We start from the raw sequence: 25308 nt of genomic DNA, 5'->3' as shown, positions 1-25308 counted from the left end.
GGCGCACCTCGACGGGTGCCAGGGTGCTGACCGGGCCGATCGTCGCGTACCGTCGTTGGGTAAGCCCGGCGTTGCCGGCTCGTTGTCGGTTCTACCCGTCGTGCAGCGCGTACGCCGTCGAGGCGCTCGCCCGGCATGGCGCGCTGCGGGGAGCCTGGCTGACGGTCCGGCGCCTGTCGCGCTGCCACCCCTTTCACCCAGGTGGGCACGACCCGGTTCCGGATCCGGGCGACCGCCGCCGTGCCGATGTGACTGGAGCCTGAGAATTGAGTCTCGACTGGATCTACTACGCGATCTCGTGGATCCTGCTGGCCTGGCACTCGGCCTGGGACGCCATCGGGGTACCGGTCGGCGAGGTCATCGGCACGAACTGGGCCTGGATCCTGGCGATCATCTTCCTGGTGGTCACCGTACGGGTGATCCTCTTCCCGATCTTCGTCAAGCAGATCAAGTCGCAGCGGGCGATGCAGGCGCTCCAGCCCAAGGTCAAGGAGCTGCAGGAGAAGCACAAGGGTGACCGGGAGACGCTCCAGAAAGAGATGATGGAGCTGTACCGGAAGGAAAAGGCCAACCCGTTGATGGGCTGCCTTCCGATGTTCCTCCAGATCCCCGTCTTCCTCGGTCTCTTCCACGTGCTGCGTCGACTCAACCCGGACAAGGGTGAGGCCGGCAAGACGCTGTACGGCTGGACGGTCGACCAGTTCAACAGCGCCTCCCAGGCGACGCTCTTCACCGCGCCGATCGCCGGCAAGTTCGGCTCGACCGCCGAGGAGCTGTCCCGCCTCAACGCCAACGGCACCACCGTCAAGGTGATCGCCGGCATCCTGGTCCTGGTCATGATGGGCACCACCTACCTGACCAGCCGCCAGATGATCCTCAAGACCGGCTGGGCCGAGGACCCGCAGCAGCGGATGATCCAGCGGCTGATGCTCTACGGCATCCCCGCCTCGCTGCTGATCTCGGGGGCGATCTTCCCGATCGGCGTGATCATCTACTGGGTGACCAACAACCTCTTCACCCTCGGCCAGCAGCAGTGGGTCCTGCGCAAGTTCCCCCCGCCGCCGACGGCCAACACGGCGAAGCCGGGCGCGACCACCCGTAACCCGGTCCAGCCGGCGGCGAAGACCACCGGTGGGCTCCTCGGCCGGAAGAAGACGCCACCCCCGCCGCCGGCCAAGCCGGCCGCCCCCAAGGTCGCCGGTCCGAAGCCGGGTGCCAAGCCGACCAACGCCAAGAAGCCCCGCCCCAGCAAGCGACAGGGGTAGACCACTCGGCCGCCGCCGGGACCACTCCGGCGGCGGCCGGCACCGACCCGAGCAGCCGCCGTACGGCAGGCGCCGGTCGGACCACCGCGCGCCGCGCGGTCACGGGCGAGACCGCCCGGACAGACGTGCCCGTGGGCATCGGCGACCTCCCGCCGACGGCCCTGCGGGAGATCAACGGACCCAAGGTCCGGCCGAGCGAGTACGGAGATGAAACCGTGACCGACACCAGCATCCCCCGCACCGAGCAGTCCGCGGACTCGGAGACCGGGCCGATCGTGGCGAACGGTGCCGAGGGTCCCGACGAGACCGACACCGAGACCGAGGCGGGGCCCCGGGAGAAGAAGGCCCCGGCGGAGAGCGAGCTGTTCCGGCAGAGCGAGATCGCCGCCGACTACGTCGAGGGCCTGCTCGACATCCTGGACTACGACGGCGACATCGACGAGCTGGTCTCCGGTGGCCGGCCGATGGTGGAGGTGGTCGGCGGCCGGCTGCAGAGCCTGGTCGGACAGCGCGGGGCCACCCTGGAGGCGCTGCAGGAACTGGCCCGGCTGGCCGTGTTCCGGCAGACCGGTACGCCCAGCCGGCTGCTGCTCGACGTCGGCGGGTACCGCGCGAACCGGCGCAAGGAGCTGGCCGCGGTGGCGAAGAACGCCGTCGAGAAGGTCAAGGAGTACGGCGAGGCGGTCCGGCTGGAGCCGATGTCCGCCTTCGAGCGCAAGTGCGTGCACGACGTGGTGAACGCGGCCACCGGCGTGCAGAGCGAGTCCGAGGGCGTCGAGCCGAACCGGCGCATCGTCGTACGGCCGGCGGACTGACCGCGTGACCAGCGACGACAGTACGGCTGCTGCCGTGTCCGGCCCGGGTGGTACGCCGCCCGGGCCGCGGCATGTCGACCTCCCCGACCCGCCGAGCAGCACCGGGCCGGCTACCAACGTGGCACCGGACGACGCCGGATCGGTCGCCCTCCCGTCGGAGAGCGTTGCGTCGGACCGCCCCGCCTCGGACAGCGTTGTGTCGGACGGCACCGGGGCGGAAAGCGGTGGGCCGACGGCTGCCGAGGCGGTGTTGCCGCCGGAGTTGGCCGAAGCCGCGGCGAAGATCTTCGGTGACCGACTGGACCTGGCTGCCGCGTACGCGGAACTGCTTGTCACCGACGGGGTGGTCCGGGGCCTGATCGGTCCCCGGGAAGCGCCCCGGATCTGGGAGCGGCACCTGCTCAACTGTGCGGTCGTGGCCGAGCGGATCCCGCCGGACGCGGTGGTGATCGACGTCGGGTCCGGTGCCGGGCTGCCCGGTCTGGCGTTGGCGATCGCCCGCCCGGACCTGACGGTGACCCTGGTCGAACCGCTCGCCCGGCGTACCGTCTTCCTGATCGAGGTCGTGCAGCAGCTGGGCCTGGCCGGACGGGTCCGGGTGTTCCGCGGCCGGGCGGATGAGGCGGCGACGGGTAGTACCGGAACCGGGCCGTTCAGCGGTGACGTGGTGACCGCGCGGGCGGTGGCCCCGTTGGACCGGCTGGCCACCTGGTGCCTGCCACTGGCGAGGCGCGGTGGGCGGCTACTGGCGTTGAAGGGTTCCTCGGCCGCCGCCGAGATCGCCGAACACCTGAGCACGGTCAAGCGTCTCGGTGGCGGTGAGCCCACCGTGCACCAGTGCGGAGTCGGCCTGATCGAGCCACCGACGACCGTGGTGGAGGTCGTGCGGGAGCAGGTACGCGGCCAGGCCCCGGCCAAGCGGGCGCGGGCCGGGCGTCGTGGTGGGCGACCCCGGGGACACTGATCCGGATGCTGCCCTTTCCGGCTCGCCGCGCCGTCGTTGAACCAGGGTGAGCGGACTCGGGAAACCCGACGTGGACCCGCTGCGCCCGTCCGCCGTAGGCTGACCGCGCGTCGATAGTGTGGAGCGGGCGGTGTTGGTGCCTCGGACCACGGCCGCTCCCGCCGGGCCGCGCGTTCTACCGCGAGCGCGGATGTGCCCAGTTGACGGGGTGCGGACCGACCATCCGAAGCGGGCAGGGATGACAGGTGCATGACGACGACAGGTACGACGACGATCCAGACGTGACCGGTTCCGGGCGACGTCGCTCCGCAGTGGACGACGTTTCACGTGAAACCGGCCACCCGAACTGGCCGGACGGCCCCTACGGCTCCACCGCGCCGGACTGCGAAGCCGTGGTACGGCGTGACCCGCCGACGGTAGGGAGGGAGCCGGTCGACGCGGACCTGACCGACGCCGAACCGGCTCCGGCCGGCGCCGTTTCCGCACACTCCGCGGCCGACCCGACAGTGACCTCAGCGGAGGCGTACGGGGCGACGGAAGTCGCCGCGACCGCGTACGTTTCACGTGAAACCCCGACGCGCGAAGAGGATGATCCACCGTTGGCTATGGAGGCGATGCGCGCCGTGCAGATCCTTAATCCGAGTGGCGAGGTGACGATGCCTCGTCCGGAACGGACCCGGGTCATGTGCGTCGCGAACCAGAAGGGTGGCGTGGGTAAGACCACGACCACGGTCAACCTCGCGGTGGCGCTCGCCCTGCACGGCAACCGGGTGCTGGTTATCGACCTGGACCCGCAGGGCAACGCGTCGACCGGGCTCAACGTGCCGCACCATACCGGCGTTCCGGACGTCTACGACTGCCTGATCGACAGTGTGCCGCTGGCCGACGTGGCCCAGGGGGTGGAGGGCATCCCCAACCTGTGGTGTGTACCGGCGACCATAGATCTGGCCGGTGCCGAGATCGAGCTGGTGTCAGTGGTCGCCCGGGAGTCCCGACTGGTCCGGGCCATCGCCGCCTACCCGGGCCACTTCGACTACGTCTTCATCGACTGCCCGCCGTCGCTCGGCCTGCTCACGGTGAACGCCCTGGTGGCCGCCCAGGAGGTACTGATCCCGATCCAGTGCGAGTACTACGCCCTGGAGGGCCTCAACCAGTTGATCAACAACATCAACCTGGTACGGCAGCACCTCAACCCGAACCTCGACGTCTCCACCATCCTGCTCACCATGTACGACCGGCGTACCCGACTGGCCGACGCGGTGGAGCAGGACGTGCGCAACCACTTCGGTGACAAGGTGCTCCAGGCTGTCATCCCCCGCAACGTCCGCGTCTCCGAGGCACCCAGCTACGGCCAGTCGGTCATGACCTACGATCCCGGATCACGAGGGGCAACGAGTTACTTCGAGGCCGCTCAGGAGATCGCAGAGCGTGGGGCCAAGGAGAACCGGTGAGCCGGAATGTGTAGTGCGGACAAGTCGCTGGGAGGCGTCGCATGAAGAATCGTCCTCGTGGCGGATTGGGCCGTGGGCTCGGAGCACTCATTCCCACCGGGCCGGCGCAGCCCGCCGTCGTGCCCGCGGAGACCCACGTTGCTGCCGTGCCGGTGGAGACCGGTTCCCACTCCGGTGACCCGGTCGGGGACGCCCGGGAATCCACAAACGGTGTCGTCGTGAGCGCGGAGGCCGTTCCCGCGTCGGTGGCAGACCCGCAGGCGGCCGCGCCGGTCGAGATCGAGCCCGTACTGAGCCCGGTGCCGGGCGCCCGGTTCGCCGAGATCCCGGTCGACTCGATCGTGCCGAACCCCAAGCAGCCCCGTCAGGTCTTCGACGAGGAAGCGCTGGAGGAGTTGAAGACCTCGATCGAGGAGGTCGGCTTCCTCCAGCCGATCGTGGTACGCCAGCTCGACGACGAGAAGTACGAGATCGTCATGGGCGAGCGGCGCTGGCGGGCAGCCCAGGAGGTCGGCCGGGAGACGATTCCGGCGATCGTCCGGGACACCCGCGACGACGCCATGCTCCGGGACGCGCTCCTGGAGAATATCCACCGGGCGAACCTCAACCCGCTCGAAGAGGCCGCCGCCTACCAACAACTGCTGGACGAGTTCGGTGCCACGCACGAGGAGCTGGCCCGGCGGATCGGCCGGAGCCGGCCGCAGATCTCCAACACCATCCGATTGCTCAACCTGCCCGCCCAGGTCCAGCGCCGGGTCGCGGCCGGAGTGCTCTCGGCGGGGCACGCCCGGGCCCTGCTCAGCCTGGACGAGCCCGAGGCGCAGGAGCAGTTGGCGCTGCGGATCGTGGCCGAAGGCCTGTCGGTACGGGCGACCGAGGAGATCGTCGCCCTGGCCCTCAGTGACGGCTCGGCAACGAACGCGGCACCGAAGCGGCGCACCAAGCCACACGCGCCCGCCCTGACGGATCTGGCCGACCGGCTCTCGGACCGGTTCGACACCCGGGTAAAGGTGGACATCGGCCGGAGCAAGGGCAAGATCACGATCGAGTTCGCCACCGTCGACGACCTGGAACGGATCGTCGGCATCATCGGCGTCGAGCAGCAGGAGTCAGCGGACTGATCTCCGCCGCCCCCCGGGGTGGGTGAGGACTCTCTGACCGGAGTCTTCACCCACCCCGCTTTTCTGGCCGGGGTCGGAAGTCAGGCTGGCGCCGCGCTGCATCGGCCGGGTCATGGTCGTGGTCGCGCCGCCTCGGCGGGCGGAACCCTGGCCGGGAGCCGTCGTTCAGGAAGGGAAACAGTCGCCCAAGGCCGGCCACGCAAGGGCTGTTTCACGTGAAACGGCGGCGGTCGGCCGCAACCGGCGACCGGCGTGCACTGCGTTTCACGTGAAACGAGCCGAGCTGTCCCCGCCTCGTTCACCCTCTCCCGGTCAGGCGCCGCCCGCTGCTCGCACTCCTCCTGCTCGCACCGCCTCCCGGAGTCACCGGTACCGGCCTGCCCGGGCGTCGCCACCCGGCCGGCCGTGCGGGTCCGGATGGTGCGCCGGCCTGGGAGGCGCTTCGGCCGGACGTGCGACGGTCTGCTCCCGCCGGCGCTGGTCGGTCTGCCCGACGACGTGGCGTACCCAGGACTGGTCGGAGACGCTGGCCCGCAGCAGCCGGGTGAGTCGGTACCGCCCGATCCGCCACTCCTTCGGCCGTCGGGCTCGCGTCGGCCGTCGGGCCCGCGTCGGCCATCGGGCCGGGTAGAGGAACGAGGGTGAGTCGAGCGCCGCTCGTTCCGGGAGTCGGAGTCACGTGAACCCTGAAAGTTATCCACAGGGGTTTTCCACAGGCATCCCTGTTTCACGTGAAACCCCGCGTCAATCGGGGTGCCAACCTGTGGATGACGGGGTGTGGTGGGGCATCAGCAACCTGTGGACAACCCTGGGGATATCCGGTCGACGGGCGGGTTGTCTGCCGAGGCGGGCCCCGCAGCTTGGGGTAGATCCGGGGAGGGACAGCGACGGCGGACTCGGTTAGGGTCAGCTTCGTGCACGACACCCCGCCCTCAGTCCCGGACTTCACCCAGTGGCCGTCGTTCCCCTTCGAGGGGGAACTGCGGGTCAAGCAGCTCGACGAACCAGTCTCGGAGGAGCCTCCCCGTAAGGGCGAGGGCGACCGCGAGTGCACCGCCTGCAGCGCACCTGACGACGCGTACATCTGGGTGGGTGAACGGTGGCGGGTGCGGGCCATGGACCGGCCCACCGGCCTGCCCATGGTCCTCATCCTGGAATCCCGGTCCCACTTCGACCTGGGGGATCTGCCCAGCCTGCTCGCCGCCGAGCTGGGCGTGATGACGGTACGGCTGGAACGCGCCATCCGGTCCCTCGACGGTGTGGCCCGAGTTCACGTGAACCGGTGGGGGGACGGCTCGGAGCACTTCCACATGTGGTTCCTGGCCCGGCCGTACGGGCGGCTGCAGCTGCGCGGGACGTTCCTCTCGCTGTGGGACTCGATCCTCCCGCCCATCTCGGAGGAGCAGTGGCGGGAGAACCTCGCGATGATCGCCGCCTGGCTGGCCGAGTTCGGTGGCCGGCCGCTGGCCGAACCCCCGCGCATCCAGTGGCAGGCGCCGTCGAGTCTGGCCGCGCAGTCCTCCTCCCCCGGCCCGAGCGGGGCCGAGGAGGAAGCCACCTCGGTCATCGAGGCGGCGGAGGAACAACCCTGACCCGCTCCGCGCATGCCTCGCCCCGGCGGGAAGAGACGGAACCAGTGGGGAGAGCGGACTGCCGCGGCGGAGAACACGACCGCTGCGGGAGAGCGGAACCGCTGCGCGGAGGCCGAAAACGGGCTCTGGTGGCTTCCCACCGTCGGGAAGCCACCAGAGCCAAGAAGCGGTGAAGATGTCAGCGAGCGCAGCGGTCGGGCCCGGACGGCAGGCGAGCGCCGGGTCAGGCGGTGCGGTGGGCCGAACGGGTGCGGTGCGTCAGGTGCGGTTGGCGGCCCGGGTCACCAGGGAACCGAGCACCCGACCGAAGTCCAGGCCGCCGGCCTGGACCGCCAGGGGCAGCAGCGACGTCTCGGTCATCCCCGGGGAGACGTTGACCTCGAGCAGGTGGGGTTGGCCCTTGGCGTCGACGATCAGATCGACCCGGGAGAGGTCGCGCAGACCGAGTGCGTTGTGGGCGGCCAGCGCCACGTCGGCGACGGTACGGGCCACCTCCGGGTCGAGGCGGGCCGGCGCGTGCCAGGTGGTCCGACCGGCGGTGTACCGGGCGGCGTAGTCGTACACCCCGTTGCGGGGCACGATCTCCACCGGCGGCAGCGCCTGCGGGCCGTCACCCAGGTCGACCACGGAGACCGCCACGTCCATCCCGGCGACGTACCGCTCGACCAGGGCCGTGGAGTCGTACGCGAAGCAACCGACCATCGCGGCGGGCAGCGACGCGGAATCCCGGACCACTGCGGCGCCCAACCCGGAACCGCCCTGGGCGGGCTTCACCATCAGCGGCAGCCCCAGCCGGTCGACGATCCGGTCCAGCACCGCCACCGCGCCCAGCTCGGAGAAGCGGTCGTGGGGCAGCGCCACCCAGTCCGGGGTGGGGATGCCGGCCTCGCGCAGCACCGCCTTGGCCGACGGCTTGTCCCAGGCCAGTCGGGCCGCGCGGGCGTCACAACCGACGTACGGGATGCCGCAGAGGTCGAGGACGCCCCGTAGTGAGCCGTCCTCACCGGTGGCCCCGTGTAGCGCGATGACCACCGCGTCGGGCGGGTCGGCGGTCAACGCCGGCAGCAGCGCGACGTCGGCGTCCCGCAGCTCGGCCTGCACGCCTACCGCCCGCAGCGCGTCGAGGACCCGGCGGCCGGAGCGCAGCGACACGTCGCGTTCGTAGGAGAGGCCACCGGCCAGGACCAGCACGTGCAGGTCGGCGGCGGTGCGCTCGGTCAAGGCGGTGGTGGCGGCGGTCGCAGCGGACCGTTCGGCAGAGGTGGCACCCATGCCGGGAATCATGCCAAGTCGGGGCCGGGGGTGTCCGCGCCGGCCTGCCTCCGGCGCGGACCGGCGTCGCCGACCGTGCCGAAGACCCGGCGCATCGCGATGTCCTGCTCCATCACCGAGGCGAGCCGGCGGACCCCCTCCCGGATCCGTTCCGGCGACGGGAAGGAGAAGTTGAGCCGCATGTTGCCGGTGCCGCTGCCGTCGGCGTAGAAACCGGTGCCCGGCACGTAGGCCACCCGCGCGGCGATGGCCCGGGGCATCATGGCCTTGGCGTCGAGCCCCTCCGGCAGGGTCGCCCAGACGAAGAGCCCACCAGCCGGTCGGGTCCAGGTCGTGCCCGCCGGCATCAGGTCGGCCAGCGAGGTCAGCAGGGCGTCCCGCCGCTCCCGGTAGACCTCCCGGTAGACCTTGAGCTGTTCCCGCCAGGGCATCGTGGCCAGGTAGGTGGTCACCGCCGCCTGCGCGTACCCACTGGGGCAGAGGATCTGCGCCTCGCTGGCGATCACCAGCTTGTCCCGCACCGCGTGCGGGGCCAGGATCCAGCCCACCCGCAGACCCGGGGCGAAGGTCTTGGAGAAGGTGCTGAGGTAGAAGACCCCCTCGCGGCGGCGGGCCCGCAACGGCCGCGGCGCGTCCCCCTCGAAACCCAGCTGCCCGTACGGGTCGTCCTCCACCACCAGCAGCCCGGCCCGCTCACAGATGTCGAGCACCCGTTCCCGGCGCTCGTCGCTGAGCGTCACGCCGGCCGGGTTCTGGTACGTCGGGATGGTGTAGAGGAACTTGACCCGCCGGCCGGCGCGGGCCAGCTCGGCGATGGCCGCCTCCAGCGCCTCCGGGACCAGCCCGTCGCCGTCCATCGGCACGTGCACCACCTGGGCCTGGGCAGCCTGGAACACCCCGAGTGCGCCGACGTAGGTCGGCCCCTCGGCGAGCACCACGTCACCCGGGTCGAGGAAGAGCCGGGCCACCAGGTCGAGGGCCTGTTGCCCGCCGACGGTCACCACCACGTCGTCCGGGGAGGCGCCACAGGCGGCGTCGATGCCGGAGAGCGACATCACCTCGCAGATCCGCTCCCGCAGCTCCAGGGTGCCCTGGCCGATGCCGTACTGCAGGGTGGTGGTGCCGTGTTCCGAGCCGAGCTTGCCGAGCATCTCGCCGACCGCGTCCAACGGCAGCGCGGCGATGTAGGGGGCGCCGCCGGCCAGGGAAACCACCTCGGGCCGGCTGGCCACCGCGAAGAGTGCCCGGATCTCCGAGGCGGTCATGCCCCGGACCCGCCGGGCGTACCGGTCGGTGTAGTCGTCGAGCGTCGTGCCGGTCATGACATCACCTCGATCGCGTCTCGGGTAGCTCCCGCTCTGGGATACCCCGCCGACCGGCGACCATGGCGGCACGGACACCGGTTGGTCGATCGTAGTCCCCAGCCGGCCGAGGATGTGGTAGGACCGGTAGTCCGCCCACATCCCGGACCGGGCTCCCAGCTTCGCGCGTCCCCTCCCGTACCGTCCGTCGACGGCGTACCATCGCCTGTCGGGGCCCCGACAGCGGCGGCAACGTTGCGTGATTGGCATCCGCACGCGGATGCCGGGGCCGGAGCCTCCTCTCCGAGCCTATTGTGGGGATACGTCAATGTCGCGACGTCTGGTCAGCTTGACCCTCGACACCCTGGAGGACCTGCCCACGCCGTGCCGGCAGTGCGTCCACTGGGAGCTCGACCCGGTTTCCGCCGATCGGGCCCGCGCGGCCGGTGACCCGGGGCTGGAGAAGGAGGCCTGGGTCTCGCAGACCCTGCTGGAGTGGGGCTCCTGCGGAAAGCTCGTCTACGTCGACGGGATGCCCGCCGGTTTCGTGATGTACGCGCCCCCGGCCTACGTGCCGCGGTCGATGGCGTTCCCCACCTCCCCGGTCTCGGCCGACGCGGCGTTGCTGATGACCGCGCACGTGGTGGCCGCCTTCGCCGGCGGCGGGCTGGGCCGGATGCTGGTGCAGGGCGTCGCCCGTGACCTGACCAAGCGGGGGATCAAGGCCATCGAGGCGTTCGGTGACGCGAAGTTCGGTGACGACGACGGCGACCGGGGCGGTGGCTGCCTGGCTCCGGCGGACTTCTTCCTCTCGGTGGGCTTCAAGACGGTCCGGCCGCACCCGCGCTATCCGCGCCTGCGGCTGGAGTTGCGCACCGCGCTGAGCTGGAAGTCCGACGTCGAGTACGCGCTGGAGAAACTGCTCGGCTCGATGAGCCCGGAGACGCTCCTGCGCCCGGTACGTCCGGCGCCGGCCACCCGCTCCACCCCGAACTGAGCGCCCCCGCGCAAGTCGACCCCTGCCGGCGGCCGGGTCCCGCGCTACAGCCCCGGCGGCTCTGCTCACCGCGCTACAGCCCCGGCGGCTCTGCTCAGCGCGCTGCGGCACCGGCGGCTCTGCTCAGCGCGCCGCCGTACCGGCGGCGATGACCGCGCGCAGCTCGCTGACGTCGATCGAGCCGGTCGGTACGTCCCGTTCGATCGGCAGGTACATCCGCTGTACGGCGGCCACGATCGCCTCGGCGACCCGGTCCCGGAAGCGGCTGTCGACCAGTCGGCTCCGGTCGGTCGGGGAGGTCAGGTAGCCGACCTCGACGCGTACCGCCGGCATCCGGGTCAACCGCAGCAGGTCCCAGGCCTTGGCGTGGGTCCGGCAGTCCCGCAGACCGGTACGGGCCACGATCTCCCGCTGCACCAGGCCGGCGAGGCGTTCCCCGGTCGCCGAGGTCACGCCGTTGTCGGTGCCGTAGTGGTAGGTGGCCACCCCCTCGGCCACCGGGTTGACGTGCCGGTCGGTGTGCAACGAGATGAAGACGTCCGCACCGAGGGAGTTGGCCAGTTGCACCCGGTCGGTGTCCGGCAGGCAGGCCAGCGGAGCCGGCCCCCGGGTCAGCTGCACCCGTACCCCGGAGGCGGCGAGCCGGCCCTCCAGCCGGCTGGCGAGATCGTGCACGAGGTCGGCCTCGGTCCAGCGCAACGGGCCGTCCGGCACCACCACGCCGGGGTCCGTACCGCCGTGCCCCGGGTCGATGACGACGGTCCGGCCGACCAGGGTGGGACCGGACTGCCGGATGGCGTCGGACTCGCGCAACCACTGCGGCCGACCACCGACCACCTTGCGGCCCAGTCTGCGCAGCGCGCCCATGGTGTGCGGCCCGCACGATCCGTCCGGTTTCAGCCCCACCTCGCGCTGGAACTGGGCCACCGCGCGGGCGGTGCGCAGCCCGTAGATGGCGTCCGCGCGGCCCGCGTCGTAACCCATCTCCAGCAGACGCTCCTGCAGGGAGCGGACGTCCTCGCCGGTCAACGGCTCGGGAACGGCGTGATAGAGGGTACGGGCACCGAGTCGCCAGCGCGCCGCGTCCAACGCCCGCCAGGTCTCCTCGCCGATCCGCCCGTCGACGCTGAGCCCCCGGGACTGCTGGAAGGCCCGCACCGCGCGCTCGGTGTCGAGGTCGAACTCGTCGCAGTTGCGCCCGTCGGAGGGGGCGAGCAGGTCGAGCCCGGTCAGCACGGACCGGATCTCCCGCACCGCGGCTCCCCGGTCACCGGGTCGGATCGGACGCACGCACGACCCCCTCTGTGCGGATGCTGACCAGCCTGACCGCTGCCGAACGACCGGTAGGTCGACGAAGGACACCCCTCTTTGCGGCCGCCTACGGAGCGTACCGTGGCTGTTCACGCCGCGCGGTCGGTTGCCGTGACCAGGACCGGGCCCGCCCGGCCCGCCGGCGTGGCCCGACGGGACCCGGGCCCGGACGCACCGAAGCCCGTCACCCCGGGAGGGTGACGGGCTTCGTGGCAGGTGGGGTCAGAGCGCGGACTGGATCAGCCTGACCAGTTCGCCCTTGGGCTTGGCCCCGGCGATCGACTGGACCGGCTCGCCGCCCTTGAAGACGGTGAGGGTCGGCACCGACATCACCCGGTAGGCCCGTGCGGTCTCCGGGTTCTCGTCGATGTTGAGCTTGACGATGGTGACCTGGTCGGCCATCTCGCCCGCGATCTCCTCCAGCAGCGGCGAGACCTTCCGGCACGGCCCGCACCACTCGGCCCAGAAGTCCACAAGTACCGGCTTGTCGGACTTCAGCACGTCACTGGCGAAACTGGCGTCGGTGACCGCCTTGGTCGTTCCCACTATGACCCTCCTCCGGGAAGTGTTCGGTTTCTCTCAGCTCAGGGTGGCGATGAAGCGCTCGGCGTCGAGGGCGGCGGCGCAGCCCGTGCCGGCGGCGGTGATCGCCTGTCGGTAGGTGTGGTCGACCAGGTCACCGGCGGCGAAGACGCCTGGCACGTTGGTGCGGGTGCCGGGGGCGTCGACCTTCACGTACCCCTCGTCGTCGAGCTCCACCTGACCACGGAAGAGTTCGCTGCGCGGGTCGTGGCCGATGGCCACGAAGACCCCCGTCACGTCCAGCACCTTGCTCTCGCCGGTGTGCGCGTTGCGGATGCGGGCCCCGGTCACCTTGCCGTCGGCGCCGAGGATCTCCTCGACCACCGAGTTCCACTCCACCTTGATCTTCTCGTTGCTCAACGCCCGCTCGGCCATGATCTTGCTGGCCCGGAACGAGTCACGCCGGTGCACGATGGTGACCGACTCGGCGAACCGGGTCAGGAAGCTGGCCTCCTCCATCGCCGAGTCACCACCACCGACGACGATGATGTTCTGGTTGCGGAAGAAGAAGCCGTCACAGGTGGCACAGGACGACACGCCGTGGCCGAGGTACTCCTGCTCGCCCGGCACGCCGAGGGGCCGCCAGGCGGAACCGGTGGTGAGGATGACAGCGCGGGCCCGGTACGTGCTCTCGCCCACCCAGACCGTGCTGGCCGCGTCGGAGCCCGGGGTGCCGGTGTCGACCAGCTCGACCCGGGTCACGTCGTCGGTGAGGAACTCCGCACCGAACCGCTCGGCCTGCTTGCGCATGTTGTCCATCAGCTCGGGGCCGAGGATGCCGTCGGCGAAGCCGGGGAAGTTCTCCACCTCGGTGGTGGTCATCAGCGCGCCGCCGGACTGCGAGCCCTCGATGACCAGAGGATTGAGGTTGGCGCGGGCGGCGTAGACCGCCGCCGTGTAACCGGCTGGCCCGGAGCCGATGATGATGAGGTTTCGGACCTCTTCCACTGCCGTCTCCTGATGTGTGTTGTCGCCGTCCGTTCCGACCTGCCGCCGGGACGATGGCGATCCGGGTGCCGACGGGTTCAGCGGCGCCGGCGCTGACTTGCAGAACGTCATCGCACGAACCGGGAATTCCCGAACCGGTCAGCCGGTGGGTTCCGTCACGTGTGCGGTCACCGTCGCCCGCACCGATGACCGCGACCTCACCCTACCCGTGCCTGGTAGCGGGTGTCCGCGCCGGAGCCGTCGAGGCCGCAGCGCGGGCCGCTGGCCCAGGCCCACCGGGCACCCCGGGCGTCGACGAACTCCACGACCAGCGCCGGCTGCCGCTCGAAGGTGGCGTAGTCGAGCACCTGGACGACGATCGGCGAGCTGCCGTGTGCGCCGGCGATCCCGGCCAGGCAGGCGTCCAACGCCGGCCGGTCGGTGAGCCGGGCCAGGGCGGCCGGGACCTGCCGTCGCTGCTCTTCGGTGGCCCGGTCCGGGCCGTCCGTGCCGCGTGCGGGCCCGTCCGCGTGGGTGCCGAACTGCCGGGGTACGGCCGGGGCCAGGCCACCGGCCGCCAGCGTCTCGGCCGTGTGGTCGACACCGCTGCTCAACCCGGGTACGGCGGTGAGGGTGAAGGGCATCGCGGCCATCGGCCCGGCCGCCTCCGGGGCGGTCTCGCTCAGCGCCGTGTCCGCCGCCCGGTCGTCACCACCGGTGACCCACCGGTCGACACCGAGGCCGACGACCGCGAGCGACGCCGCGGCGACCGCGACCGGACCGGCGATCCGGGCCCACCGCCGCCGTCGTCGACCGGGCCCGGTCGAGCCGCCCGAGCTACCTGGGCCGCCCGGACCACTCAAGCCGCCGGAGCCGCCGGAGCCGTCCGCCGACCGGGGAGCGGGCGGCTGCCGTCGCCGCTCACCCACCCCGGCGAGTGGCCCTGCGGCAGCGGCAGCACCGAGCGGCGGCTGGGCGGCGACGGGCTCCTCGACGGTGAGCGGTTCCCCGGCGGTGAGCGGCTCCTGAACGGTCGGTCGCGGCTCGGCGCTCAACGGCGGCTGGGCGGCGAGCGCGGCGGTGATCCGGTCGGCTACCGCTGCCGGCAGCGCCGGGGTGGACGCACTCCAGTCGACCAGGTCGGCCTGGACCGCGGGCAGGGCGGCGGAGAGCCGCTGATACGTGGCACCCCAGGCCGGGTCCTCGGCGACCAGCCGGGCGACGACGGACTCGTCCGGGGTGCCGTCCAGCGCGCCGCCGAGGTAGTCGGCGAGCAGGTCGAGGTCGACCTCCCGGAACTCCCCGGCCGTCACGATTCCTCCCGCATGGGGTCGCGTCGGGAACGCCCCGACGCCGATCCGACGCCGTCCACGGCTCGACGGTTCCCTGGCGTGACCGGTGGCACGCCGACCGGGCCAGTGGTGGCACCACTGCCCGAGGTGGGGCGGCCGCTGCCTGCCGTCTCACGGGCGCTCTCCGCGGTCTGGCGGGCGCTCTCCGCGGTCTGGCGGGCGCCGCCCGAGGTGGGTCGCAGGTGTCCGAGCCGTACCGCCAGCCGGGCCCGCCCCCGGGCACACCGGCTCTTGACCGTGCCCTCGGCCACGCCGAGGATCCGGGCCACCTCGGCGACCGGGTAGCCCTGCACGTCGACCAGGACGAGCGCGGCGCGTTGCTCCACCGGCAACTCGGCCAGCGCCTGGCGGACCACCAACGCGGTGTCGTGGTCCGGCGCGGGAGCGACCGGCTCGACGCCGCCGGTAACCCGGCCGTCCTCGTCCGGACGGAACCCGTCCGGCAGCGGCACCGTGGGATGGGCCTTGCGGCGCCGGATCCGGTCCAGGCAGGCGTTCACCACGATCCGGTGCAGCCAGGTCGTCACGGCCGAGTCGCCCCGGAACCCGGCCGCCGCGCGGTGGGCCGACAGCATCGCGTCCTGCAACGCGTCGGCGGCCTCCTCCCGGTCACCGGCGGTACGCACCGCCACCGCCCAGAGCCGGTCACGGTGCCGCTGGAACAGCTCGGTGAAGGCGTGCCGGTCGCCGGCGACGTGGGCGTGCAGCAGGTCGAGGTCGGAGACCTCCGGTACCGCCGGGGCCTGGACCGGTGGCGGGCCGGTGGTCACCGGGCCGGTGACGTTCGTCGCCGGCCCGGAGGTCCGCTCGCCGCCGGCCATCGTCACACCCGGGGTACGTCGGAGCCGCGTCCCGCCCCGGTCACGACCCCTGGACCGTGATCTCCTGGACGCCGACCTTGAAGCCGCCGTCGGTGGGGGGCAGCTCGGTGATCCAGAACAGCAGGTAGCGGTACTTGGCGTCGGCGTCGAAGCCGTTGAAGGTCATCGTGGTGCCGTCGTGGTCCTCGAACGGCTGCCCGATCGGGGCCTTGGCGTACTCCTTGATGATCCGGTCGTCGCCGGCGTTCGTCGACGGCGCGTCGATCGTGCCGGAGAGCAGTTGGGCGGAGACGCCGACGGCGGAGAGGTTGACCTGGACCGACTTGACGGTGCGCTCGGTGCCGAGGTCGATCCAGACACCCATGCCGCGCTTGTAGCCGCCGAAGTTCGGTGCCCCGCGATAGGTCTGGGTGGCCCAGCCCTCGTCCTGGTCGCCGTCGTACGCCTTCTCGACGCCGTCGAGCCCGAGCCGGTCCCGGCTGTCCGGGTCGATGACCCGGGCGCCGGCGATGTCGAGCTTGCGGACCTGGGCCGCCGGCGGGGTGGTGTCCTCGGCCACCGGGGCGCTTGCCGAGGGCAGGGCCGCCGGGGTGTTCTCCGGGTCCTGCTGCTCGTCACCGCCCCAGACGCTGATGCCGACGAGGATCGCCACCAGGGCGACGGTGAGCACGCCGGCGATGCCGACGGCGACCTTGCGGCCACCGGCGGCGGCCAGCGGTGAGGGCTCCTCGCCGGTGTCGGCGGCGAAGCGCAGCGGCCCGGTCGGCTCCAGGAACTGCTCCTCGCCGGGGATGTCCAGACGGGCCAGTTCGGCGGCGAGCACGTCCGACGAGGGCGGCTCGATCGCCGGGTCGAGCAGGTCCATGGTCAGGTCGTCGAGGTACGCCGGCACGCCGGCCCGGACCTGCCGTGGCGCGGCGAGCGTGCCGCTGGCGTCGCGCACCGCGTCGCCGATGGCGGCCCGGCCGTGCCCGGCGGTGGCACCCCGCAGCGGAACCTCGGCGTGCGGCCAGTGGCCGGTCAGGGCGAAGTAGAGCACCCCGCCGATGGCCCGGATGTCGTTCTCCTGGCTGTCCCCGCCGTCGGTGCGCGCGTCCGCCAGCACCACCCGGCCGTCATCGCTGATCATGACGGTGCCGGGGTGCACGTTGCCGTGCACCATGCCGGTGGCGTGCACCGCGGCCATCGCACTGGCCACGGCGTTGCCGATGGCGGTGGCCCGCGCCGGGTCCAGCGGCCCGTGGGCCACCAGCTCCCGCAGCGACTGGCCGTCCACCCACTCGCGGACCACGTACGCCCGGTCGGCCTCGTCGATGGCGTCGTAGACGCCTACCAGGTTGGGGTGGATGACCCGGCTGGCGGCGACGGCGGCCTGCAGCATCTCGGTGGCCGAGTCGCCGCCGGGGTAGCGCAGCACGACCGCGACCGGCCGGCGCAGGATGACGTCGACCCCGCGCCAGACCAGCCGGCCCGCACTGTCGTTGTTGATGTGCTCGACCAGCTCGTACCGCTCGGCGAGAATCTCACCGGCTGTGGGAGCACCGAAGGTGGCGACCGGCGGTGCGCTCTCCGCCGTATCCTGACCCTCGCCGACCTGGGTCACCCGTCCTCCCTCGGTGATCGTGTCGATCGATGGACCCGCGCTGCTGGGCATGTGGCTTTCCGCTCTGCCTTCGATGGAACCGGCCGACCGGGTCGACGCGGAGCGCCGGGGTGTGCCGTATCCGTCGAGAGCGACCTTACCCGGGTTGGTCGGCCCTCCGACATGTCATCTTTCGGCCGTACCCGGCAGGGTGTCGGAAGCTGGGGATCTCGTCCGGTTACGGCCGATGTCAGCCGCGTTGCTGGCACATGTACCAACCAATCTAGAGGTTCCCGGCGGGGAGTCGACGCAGGGGCTGCCCCGGCGACGTCCTCCAGATTCCCACCGACGGTCCCCCCATGCTCAACCTTACGGTTAGTTATCCACAGGCTGAAAGGGTGGTTCACCCGCGAATCGCGGAGTTATCCACAGGCTCATCCCCAGGCTGGTGATCGTTGCTCACTTTCCGTACCGGAGGAAAGTTTCGCACCTGGGCGTGTCACCGCCGGCACCGACGGCGGACTCAGCGACCGAGCTTCCGGCGGACCATGCCGACCACCTCGGTGATCTCCCCGATCCGCAGCAGCATCGCCAGACCGAGGTACGTCCCGCCGATCACCGCGCCGCCGATCGCGAGCTGCGCCGCCGCCGCCAGCCAGCTCAGCTCCGCCCGGTCACCGGGGAGCAGGCTGACCACCAGCAGACCGACCAGGGCCGCGCCGACGGCGGCGACGACCACCTTGCCCATGGTTCGCATGATGTCGCCGAGCCCGATCCGGCCCACCCGGGGGCGCAGCAGCATCGCGGAGAGCACCGCCGCCGCCACGTACGACACCGCGTTGCCGAGCATCATGCCGGCCGCCGCGAAGGTGGCCGAGAAGGCCACGAAGAGCCCGACCTGCAGCAGCACCCGCAGCACCACCACCGGGATGTTCACCAGCGCCGGGGTCCGGGTGTCCGGCAGGGCGTAGAAGGCGAAGGTGAAGAGCTGGCTGATCGCGAAGGGGACCAGCCCGACCGCCGCCACCAGCAGCACGGTCGAGGTGGCCACCGCGTTGTCGCCGGTGAACGCGCCGTACCGGAAGACCACCACCGAGATCGGCGCGGCCAGCACCGCGTAACAGACCGCGATCGGGGCGAGCACCGCGGTGACCATCCGGGTACCCCGGGACAGGTCGGCGGTGAGGTCGTGGAAACGGCCGTCGGCGGCGGCGGCGCTCATCCGGGGCATCAGCGCGGTGATGATCGACACGGCGATGATGCCGTGCGCCATCATCATCAGCAGGAAGACGTTGTTGTAGATCAGCAGACCGGCGCTGTCCTCGTCGGCGGCCCGGGTGAGCAGGTTGACCACCACGAAGAGGCCGAGCTGGTTGACCGCGACGTAGCAGAACATCCACGCGCCGAGCTTGGCCAGCTCGGCGAGGCCCAGCTGACGGAAGTCGAACCGGGCCTTCCACCGGAAGCCGACCTTGCGCAGCGCCGGCAACAGGCCCATCGCCTGCACCGCCACCCCGAACAGGGTGCCGCCGCCGACCAGCAGGATCTGCCCCCAGCCCAGGTCACCGGGGCTCTGCGCCTGCGCGCCGTAGACCACGATGTAGAGGCCGAAGACCCCGATGACCACCAGGTTGTTGAGGATCGGCGCCCACATCGGCGCGGCGAAGTGCCCCCGGGTGTTCAGCACCGCGGCGATCAGCGCGCTCAACCCGGTGAAGAACAACATCGGCAACATCAGGTACGACAGCTTGGTGACCAGGCCGGTGTAGTCCTGGTCCTTGCCGCCGGCGTACAGGCTGGTCAGCACCGGTGCCGCGAGGACCGCGATGAGGACCGCGCTGGCCAGGGCGAGCACCGCCAGGGTGAGCAGCCGCTGGGCGTACGCCTCGCCCCGGTCCGGGTCGGACTTGCTGCGCCGGACCAGCACCGGGATCAGCACGCTGGTCAGTACGCCACCGAGGAGGAACTCGTACACCTGGTTGGGCAGGAAGATCGACGTGGTGTAGACGTTGCCTACCAGGTTGCCCAGCGCGGCGCCGATCATCAGGTTCCGGATGAAGCCGGTACCCCGGCTGACCAGGCTGCCCAGCGCCATCACCGCGCTGTTGGCGGCGGCGCTGGTCTCGGCGACCACCTCCGGCGGCGGCGCGGTCGCCTCCACCCCGGGCTGGTTCAACGGCTCGGCGGAGATGAAGGTCGCGCCGTCGTCCGGCGGCGGCCAGCCACCCTGCGCGGAGTTCGCGCTGCGGTAGAGCCCGCCGCTCATCTGTCGCCTCCCAGGTTCTCCACGGCCCGGGTCCCGGCCCGCACGCCCAAGACCTTAGTCAATCGGTAGCGGTTACCCGCGCCCGGCGGATATCCGCGGTCGGCCGCCCGATAGTCTGGCGATCCCATGTCCGAGGCCTCCGTACCCCCCGTCACCGACCGTCGCGATCTCACCGCCGCGCAGCGCAACGCCGTCGCCGAACTGCTCCGGGTCTCCCCGGTCGCCGACGAGCTGGGCCGCCGGTTCGCGCGGGCCGGTCATGAGCTGCACCTGGTGGGCGGTTCGGTCCGGGACGCGCTGCTCGGCCGGCTCGGCGACGACCTGGACTTCTGCACCGACGCGCACCCCGACCAGACGCTGCGGATCATCAAGGGCTGGGCCGAGGCGATCTGGGAGACCGGTCGGGAGTTCGGCACCATCGGGGCCCAGCGCGACGGGCTGCGACTGGAGATCACCACCTTCCGGGCCGAGGCGTACGACCAGGTCAGCCGGAACCCGGTGGTCGAGTACGGCACGAGCCTCGCCGACGACCTGCGGCGGCGGGACTTCACCGTCAACGCGATGGCGGTGAGCCTGCCCGAGCACCGGTTCACCGACCCGTACGGCGGGTTGGACGACCTGGCCGCCAAGCTCGTCCGTACCCCCGGAACGCCGCGGGAGTCCTTCGGCGACGACCCGCTGCGGATGCTGCGGGCGGCGCGGTTCGCCGCCCAGCTGCGCTTCGCGGTGCACCCCGACGTCCGGACGGCGATGACCCGGATGGCCGCCGACCTGGACCGGATCACCGCCGAGCGGATCCGCGACGAGTTCACCAAGCTGCTCTGCGGCGCGGACCCGATCACCGGGCTGCGGCTGCTTGTCGACACCGGCCTGGCCGAGCGTTTCCTGCCCGAGCTGACCGGGCTCAAGCTGGAGATCGACGAGCACGCCCAGCACAAGGACGTCTACGAGCACACCCTGACCGTGGTCGGCAACGCGATCTCGATGGAGTCCGACGGGCCCGACTTCGTGCTGCGGATGGCCGCGCTCATGCACGACGTGGGCAAGCCGGCGACCAAGGCGGTCGGCCCGGACGGCCGGGTCAGCTTCCACCACCACGAGGTGGTGGGGGCCCGGCTGACCAAGGCCCGGATGAAGGCGTTGCGCTACCCCAAGGACGTCACCAGCCAGGTGGTCAAGCTGGTCGGCCTGCACCTGCGCTTCTACGGGTACGGCCGGGGCGAGTGGACCGACTCGGCGGTGCGCCGGTACGTCACCGACGCCGGTGACCTGCTGACCCGGCTGCACAAGCTGACCCGCTCGGACTGCACCACCCGCAACCGGCGCAAGGCCGCCCAACTGGCCGGCGACTACGACGCGCTGGAGGAGCGGATCGCCCGGATCGCCGCCGAGGAGGACCTCGCCCGGGTCCGCCCCGACCTGGACGGCAACGACATCATGGCGCTGCTCGGCGTACCGCCGGGGCCGATGGTCGGACGGGCCTGGAAGCACCTGAAGGAACAGCGCCTGGAACACGGCCCGCTGGACCGCGACGCGGCCGAGGCGGAGCTGCTGCGCTGGGCCCGCGAGCAGGGCATCCTCGACTGACCGGTCCGGTGTGGACCGTCCTTCCCGGCGGTGTCGTGAATGTGACGACGAAACGCTGGCGTATCGACCGTTCGGCTGAGCCGAAATCCGTTGACCACCATCCATGATGGTGCAGGATCAACCCGGCCCCCTCGCGAGTCTTCGCCCGGCCGGGCCATTCGCTCCTCGGCGGCCAGGATGGACGCCGACGACCCAACGGGGAGTTCACACAGTGATACGTCGTGGCGTGATAGGCCGCTCTGCGGCGGCCGGGCTCGCCCTCGTCTGCGCTACCTCCGTCGCCTGCGCCGTCACCGGATCCGCCGCGCTGGCGGCCCCGGGCGACAGTCAGCGGGCACCCGTGCGCGGCACCGAACACCCGGGTGCCGTGCCGGACCGGTACATCGTCGTGCTCAAGGGCAAGGCGAGTGCCACCACGGTCCGCTCCACCGCCTCGGCCCTGACCAGGGCCAACGGCGGCAAGGTCCGCAAGGTCTACACCAAGGCCCTGAACGGCTACTCCGCCGCCATGACCCGGCGGCAGGCCCAGCAGGTCGCGGCCGACCCGGCCGTGGCCTACGTCGAGCAGGTCCAGCGGGCCACCGCCTCGGCCAGCCAGCCCAGCCCGCCCTCCTGGGGGCTGGACCGGATCGACCAGGTGACCCCGAAGCTGAACAACTCCTACTCCTACTCGGCCACCGGCAAGGGCGTCACCGCGTACGTCATCGACACCGGTATCGACGTCAAGCACGCCGACTTCGGTGGTCGGGCCGTCAACGGCTGGGACTTCGTCGACGACGACCCGATCGCCGAGGACTGCGACGGGCACGGCACCCACGTCGCCGGCACCGTCGGCGGCACGAAGTACGGGGTGGCCAAGGAGGTCGACCTGGTCGCCGTCCGGGTGCTGGACTGCTACGGCAGCGGCTCCAGCGAGCAGATCCTCGCTGCCGTCGACTGGGTGACCGCCAACGCGGCCAAGCCGGCCGTGGTCAACATGAGCCTCGGCTTCGGCGGCATCAACATGGCCGTCGACGACGCGGTCAACCGGTCCATCTCAAGTGGCCTGACCTACGCCGTCGCGGCCGGCAACAGCATGCAGAACGCCTGCGAGGTCTCCCCGGCGGCCGTTCCGGCGGCCATCACCGTGGGAGCCACCGACCGGATCGACTACCGGGCCTGGTTCTCCAACTACGGCAGCTGCCTGGACATCTTCGCCCCCGGGGCGAGCATCGTCTCGGCCAAGGCCGGCACCAGCAGCGGCAGCATCGCCTTCAACGGCACCTCGATGGCGTCGCCGCACGTGGCCGGGGCCGCGGCCCTGCTGCTGCAGGCGAACAAGGCCCTCACCCCGAAGCAGGTCCGGGATGCGATCGTCACCAACGGGTCGGCCGGCGCCGTGCACGACAGCTACGGTTCGATCGACCGGATGCTGCGGGTCGGCAAGAACTCGGTGGCCCGCAGCTCCTTCGGCCTGAAGGCCCGCTCCAACGGGGCCTACGTGACCGCGCAGAGCAAGGGCACCCAGCCCCTGCTGGCCAAGGCCGGCGTGCTCGGCGGCTGGGAGAAGTACGACATCGTCGACGCCGGCGGTGGGCTGGTGGGCCTGCGCGCCAAGGCCAACGGCAAGTTCGTCACCGCACAGAGCAAGGGCACCGGCCCGCTGCTGGCCAAGGCGTCGGCGATCGGCGGCTGGGAGAAGTTCCAGCTCGTCCACAACACCGACGGTACGGTCAGCCTCAAGGCCACGGTCAACGGCAAGTACGTGACCACGCCCAGCGCCGGCAAGTCCCCGCTGATCGCCAGCAAGACCAGCATCAGCACCTGGGAGAAGTTCGACCTCGACGCCCCGGCGCCGGTGGTCAGCATCAAGTCCCGCGCCAGCAACAAGTTCGTCACCACGCCCAGTGCCGGCAAGTCCCCGCTGGTCCCCAGCAAGACCAGCGTGAGCACCTGGGAGAAGTTCGAGGTGGTCAACCTCGACGGCGGCTACTTCGCCCTGAAGGCCCTCTCCAACGGCAAGTACGTCACCGCGGAGAGCGCCGGCAGCAAGCCGCTGGTGGCCCGGAGCACCTCCATCGGTGACTGGCAGGTCTTCGACTTCCTGGACTACAACCCGGACGGCACCGTCTACGTGCGGGCCTACATCGATGTGCAGGCCGTCACCGCCGGCAGCGCCGGCACCAGCCAGCTCATCTCCAGCCGCAACATCAACTGGGAAAGCGAGACCCTGGGCCTCGGCAACGGCGAAAAGTTCTACTTCTCCGCCGCCTGATGTAAGGAAGGGTCCCTTGTTAACGCTTCCGGTATAGAAGGGGCCCCTTCTTACGCGGGGACAGGCCCGCCAGCGGGACTGAGTGGCTCAGCCCGGAAGTAGTCGATCTTTCCGGGACCGATGCGCGTGGCATTCGCGCCAACCGGGCCTTTGGGGAGATCTGTGGTTGCTATGGCAGCCACAGATCTCCCCATAACCGTTGGTGGCGGTGGTCGGGGAAGATGCTGGGGCGCGTCGGATCGTGCTCGACTTTTCGATCGGTGCGTTCTCGGTGACCGGCGTCGGCACGACGTTCTGCGACGCGCCGAGGTTGGCGAGGAGATTCGTCAGGCCCCGTAAGGCCGCCGTGATGGGACTGCCTGCAGCTGTGCCGGCGGGACCGGGAACTATGGGCGCATGCGCTGGATCGTGGTCGACTCACCGATCGGTGAGTTCTCGGTGGCTACCGACTCCGGCGGGGTGTGCGGAGCGCACTTCGGCCGGGTGCCCTCGGCGGTGGAGGCCCCCGATGCCGAGCTGGATCGGCAGGCGGTCGGTGAGCTGCGGGCGTACTTCGCGGGAGAGCTGACCGAGTTCACCGTGCCGGTGGTGCTGCGCCGGGGCTCGGAGTTCGAGCGGGCGGTCTGGCGAGAGATGACCCTGATTCCGTACGGGGAGACGCTTACCTACGGCCAGGTGGCCAGGGCCCTCGGCGATCCGGGGGCCGCGCGGGCGGTCGGGGTCGCCTGCAACCGCAATCCGGTGCCGGTGATCGTCCCCTGCCACCGGATCGTCGGTGCGGGCGGGAAGCTGGTCGGCTTCGGTGGCGGCCTACCCCGCAAGGTGAAGCTCCTGGAACTCGAAGCCGGCGTCGCCCTCCGCCGCGCCTGGTCCTGACGGGTAAGAAAGGGCCCCCTGTTAACGCTTTCGGTATAGAAGGGCACCCTTCTCACGCCGGAAGGGCTTTCCCGCCCCGCCCCGCCCCGCCCCGGCCCGTTGCCTGGTGGATCGGCAACCGCTGGCTAGGCAGGTGGGGAAGGGAGGCTGCTGAGGAAGGTGGTCCAGTCGGCTGCGGGGAAGAGCAGGGTGGGGCCGGTGCGGTCCTTGCTGTCGCGTACGGCGAACCGGCCGCTGCCGTCGAGCACCGGCCCGGCTTCGACGCAGTTGGCGCTGCCGTTGCCGCTGCGGGTGCTGACGCCGAGCCATTGCGCGCGAAGCGTGAACGTATGTTCGTTCGGCACCATCTGGCTGCGTGTGGCTGTGGTTACCGAAGGTGATCAGTGGTCGAGGTAGGGCGGACCGGGGTGGGTCGGCTTGGCGGCATTGCCCACCCCGGTCCGGCAACGAGCCGAACGGGAGACACATCACGCTGGACGGCGTCCCGGGGAACGACTCCCCGACTGTCTACCACGCCGTACCCGTCAGGAGCGGGCACCGGCGCGCGTGCGTGGTGCGTACCCCCTCGGTTGTGGGCCTGGGTGCGCGGACCCGACAGCGCACCCGGGCGTCGAGCCGGGCGGGCGCGTGGTCCCCGCCGCGAATCCCCCTCGCGGCGGTGCCGGGCCGCGCGTCCGCCCCATCCTGCGAGGGGTACGCCGTCGATGGGGCTGCACGAGAGTCGGGCGCGGTTGGAGAGCCGTGCCGCACACGAGATCATCGCCGCGCACGTACCCGACCGGGGTGGCTCGTGCCGGATCTGCCCGCGTGCCGGGGCCGTGCCGGCCGGCCAACGCGGCGGCCGACCGGCTTGTCGAGCTGGGGCTGCCGGTGCTGCCCGGGGCGGTGCCGGCGTCTCGCCTGGTGGCCCTGCTTCGCTGGCGGCCGGCGCGCGAGCCGCGGCGGGCGCGCGAGCCGGGGCGGGTGCGCGAG

At 71.4% G+C, this 25308-nt stretch carries 20 protein-coding genes and 1 pseudogene; 11 read left to right on the top strand and 10 right to left on the bottom strand.

The genetic code is table 11. The features are described from left to right. Window positions 1–23: 23 nt before the first annotated feature. The 7 genes and pseudogenes from yidD to GA0070617_RS00615 form a co-directional block, all read left to right on the top strand. Window positions 24–263 carry a membrane protein insertion efficiency factor YidD gene (gene yidD, locus GA0070617_RS00645; RefSeq protein WP_217628897.1) on the top strand — a complete coding sequence of 80 codons (240 nt, stop codon included), beginning with the start codon at window positions 24–26 and terminating at the stop codon, window positions 261–263. A gap of 3 nt (window positions 264–266) precedes the next feature. Beyond that, complete coding sequence (yidC, locus tag GA0070617_RS00640; RefSeq protein WP_091432473.1) at window positions 267–1265, top strand: membrane protein insertase YidC; 999 nt, start codon at window positions 267–269, stop codon at window positions 1263–1265. Between the two features lie 215 nt (window positions 1266–1480). Continuing rightward, the gene (locus tag GA0070617_RS00635; protein WP_091445691.1) at window positions 1481–2080 is read left to right on the top strand and encodes a Jag family protein; all 600 of its coding nucleotides are present in this window, start codon (window positions 1481–1483) and stop codon (window positions 2078–2080) included. A gap of 196 nt (window positions 2081–2276) precedes the next feature. Then, the gene (gene rsmG, locus GA0070617_RS00630; protein WP_091445689.1) at window positions 2277–3044 is read left to right on the top strand and encodes a 16S rRNA (guanine(527)-N(7))-methyltransferase RsmG; all 768 of its coding nucleotides are present in this window, start codon (window positions 2277–2279) and stop codon (window positions 3042–3044) included. Between the two features lie 245 nt (window positions 3045–3289). Next, window positions 3290–4495, top strand: a complete 1206-nt coding sequence (locus GA0070617_RS00625) for a ParA family protein (RefSeq protein ID WP_091432470.1) — start codon at window positions 3290–3292, stop codon at window positions 4493–4495. 41 nt (window positions 4496–4536) lie between these two features. After that, window positions 4537–5616, top strand: a complete 1080-nt coding sequence (locus GA0070617_RS00620) for a ParB/RepB/Spo0J family partition protein (protein WP_091432466.1) — start codon at window positions 4537–4539, stop codon at window positions 5614–5616. Window positions 5617–6530: 914 nt separating this feature from the next. Further along, a pseudogene (locus GA0070617_RS00615) lies at window positions 6531–7205 on the top strand (hypothetical protein); the annotation flags it as partial. 261 nt (window positions 7206–7466) lie between these two features. Here the strand turns inward: GA0070617_RS00615 and GA0070617_RS00610 are convergent. Continuing rightward, the gene (locus GA0070617_RS00610; RefSeq protein ID WP_229688276.1) at window positions 7467–8480 is read right to left on the bottom strand and encodes a D-alanine--D-alanine ligase family protein; all 1014 of its coding nucleotides are present in this window, start codon (window positions 8478–8480) and stop codon (window positions 7467–7469) included. Window positions 8481–8488: 8 nt separating this feature from the next. Further along, on the bottom strand, window positions 8489–9802 hold the full coding sequence (locus tag GA0070617_RS00605; protein WP_091432463.1) for an aminotransferase-like domain-containing protein: 1314 nt from the start codon (window positions 9800–9802) through the stop codon (window positions 8489–8491). A 307-nt stretch (window positions 9803–10109) separates the two neighbouring features. On the opposite strand from GA0070617_RS00605, the gene GA0070617_RS00600 reads away from it, so the two are divergent. Continuing rightward, window positions 10110–10778 (top strand): GNAT family N-acetyltransferase, encoded by a 669-nt coding sequence (locus GA0070617_RS00600; RefSeq protein WP_091432460.1) that lies wholly within the window; start codon window positions 10110–10112, stop codon window positions 10776–10778. Between the two features lie 123 nt (window positions 10779–10901). On the opposite strand, the gene GA0070617_RS00595 is transcribed toward GA0070617_RS00600, so the two are convergent. From GA0070617_RS00595 to murJ, 7 genes are all read right to left on the bottom strand, one after another. Further along, a complete protein-coding gene (locus tag GA0070617_RS00595) occupies window positions 10902–12068 on the bottom strand; it encodes an N-acetylmuramoyl-L-alanine amidase (RefSeq protein ID WP_091432457.1) in 1167 nt (388 codons plus the stop codon). Window positions 12069–12311: 243 nt separating this feature from the next. Beyond that, window positions 12312–12635: a thioredoxin gene (gene trxA, locus GA0070617_RS00590; protein ID WP_091432453.1), complete on the bottom strand. Its 324-nt coding sequence runs from the start codon at window positions 12633–12635 to the stop codon at window positions 12312–12314. 33 nt (window positions 12636–12668) lie between these two features. After that, window positions 12669–13619 (bottom strand): thioredoxin-disulfide reductase, encoded by a 951-nt coding sequence (gene trxB / locus GA0070617_RS00585; protein ID WP_091432451.1) that lies wholly within the window; start codon window positions 13617–13619, stop codon window positions 12669–12671. 197 nt (window positions 13620–13816) lie between these two features. Further along, entirely contained in the window at window positions 13817–14911 is a 1095-nt protein-coding gene (locus GA0070617_RS00580; protein WP_091432448.1) for a hypothetical protein, read from the bottom strand. Further along, complete coding sequence (gene sigM / locus GA0070617_RS00575; protein WP_091445685.1) at window positions 14908–15771, bottom strand: RNA polymerase sigma factor SigM; 864 nt, start codon at window positions 15769–15771, stop codon at window positions 14908–14910. The genes GA0070617_RS00580 and sigM overlap by 4 nt, the downstream gene beginning before the upstream one ends. 40 nt (window positions 15772–15811) lie before the next feature. Further along, on the bottom strand, window positions 15812–17425 hold the full coding sequence (locus tag GA0070617_RS00570; RefSeq protein WP_091432445.1) for a protein kinase family protein: 1614 nt from the start codon (window positions 17423–17425) through the stop codon (window positions 15812–15814). Window positions 17426–17876: 451 nt separating this feature from the next. Then, window positions 17877–19619, bottom strand: coding sequence for a murein biosynthesis integral membrane protein MurJ (murJ, locus tag GA0070617_RS00565; protein ID WP_091432442.1), 1743 nt, complete (start codon window positions 19617–19619; stop codon window positions 17877–17879). Window positions 19620–19745: 126 nt separating this feature from the next. Between murJ and GA0070617_RS00560 the strand changes: the two genes are divergently transcribed. The 3 genes from GA0070617_RS00560 to GA0070617_RS00550 all read left to right on the top strand — a co-directional run bounded on the left by GA0070617_RS00560 (window position 19746) and on the right by GA0070617_RS00550 (window position 24336). Continuing rightward, window positions 19746–21206: a CCA tRNA nucleotidyltransferase gene (locus tag GA0070617_RS00560; protein ID WP_091432439.1), complete on the top strand. Its 1461-nt coding sequence runs from the start codon at window positions 19746–19748 to the stop codon at window positions 21204–21206. A 226-nt stretch (window positions 21207–21432) separates the two neighbouring features. Further along, the gene (locus tag GA0070617_RS00555) at window positions 21433–23460 is read left to right on the top strand and encodes a S8 family serine peptidase (protein ID WP_229688275.1); all 2028 of its coding nucleotides are present in this window, start codon (window positions 21433–21435) and stop codon (window positions 23458–23460) included. Between the two features lie 396 nt (window positions 23461–23856). Beyond that, window positions 23857–24336 (top strand): methylated-DNA--[protein]-cysteine S-methyltransferase, encoded by a 480-nt coding sequence (locus GA0070617_RS00550; protein WP_091432435.1) that lies wholly within the window; start codon window positions 23857–23859, stop codon window positions 24334–24336. Window positions 24337–24461: 125 nt separating this feature from the next. Here the strand turns inward: GA0070617_RS00550 and GA0070617_RS00545 are convergent, their stop codons facing one another. Next, window positions 24462–24680 carry a DUF397 domain-containing protein gene (locus GA0070617_RS00545; RefSeq protein WP_244891673.1) on the bottom strand — a complete coding sequence of 73 codons (219 nt, stop codon included), beginning with the start codon at window positions 24678–24680 and terminating at the stop codon, window positions 24462–24464. Between the last annotated feature and the right edge of the window lie 628 nt (window positions 24681–25308).

This window comes from Micromonospora yangpuensis, assembly GCF_900091615.1.
GTDB lineage: Bacteria > Actinomycetota > Actinomycetes > Mycobacteriales > Micromonosporaceae > Micromonospora > Micromonospora yangpuensis.
This window is presented reverse-complemented; position numbering and strand designations above follow the sequence as displayed.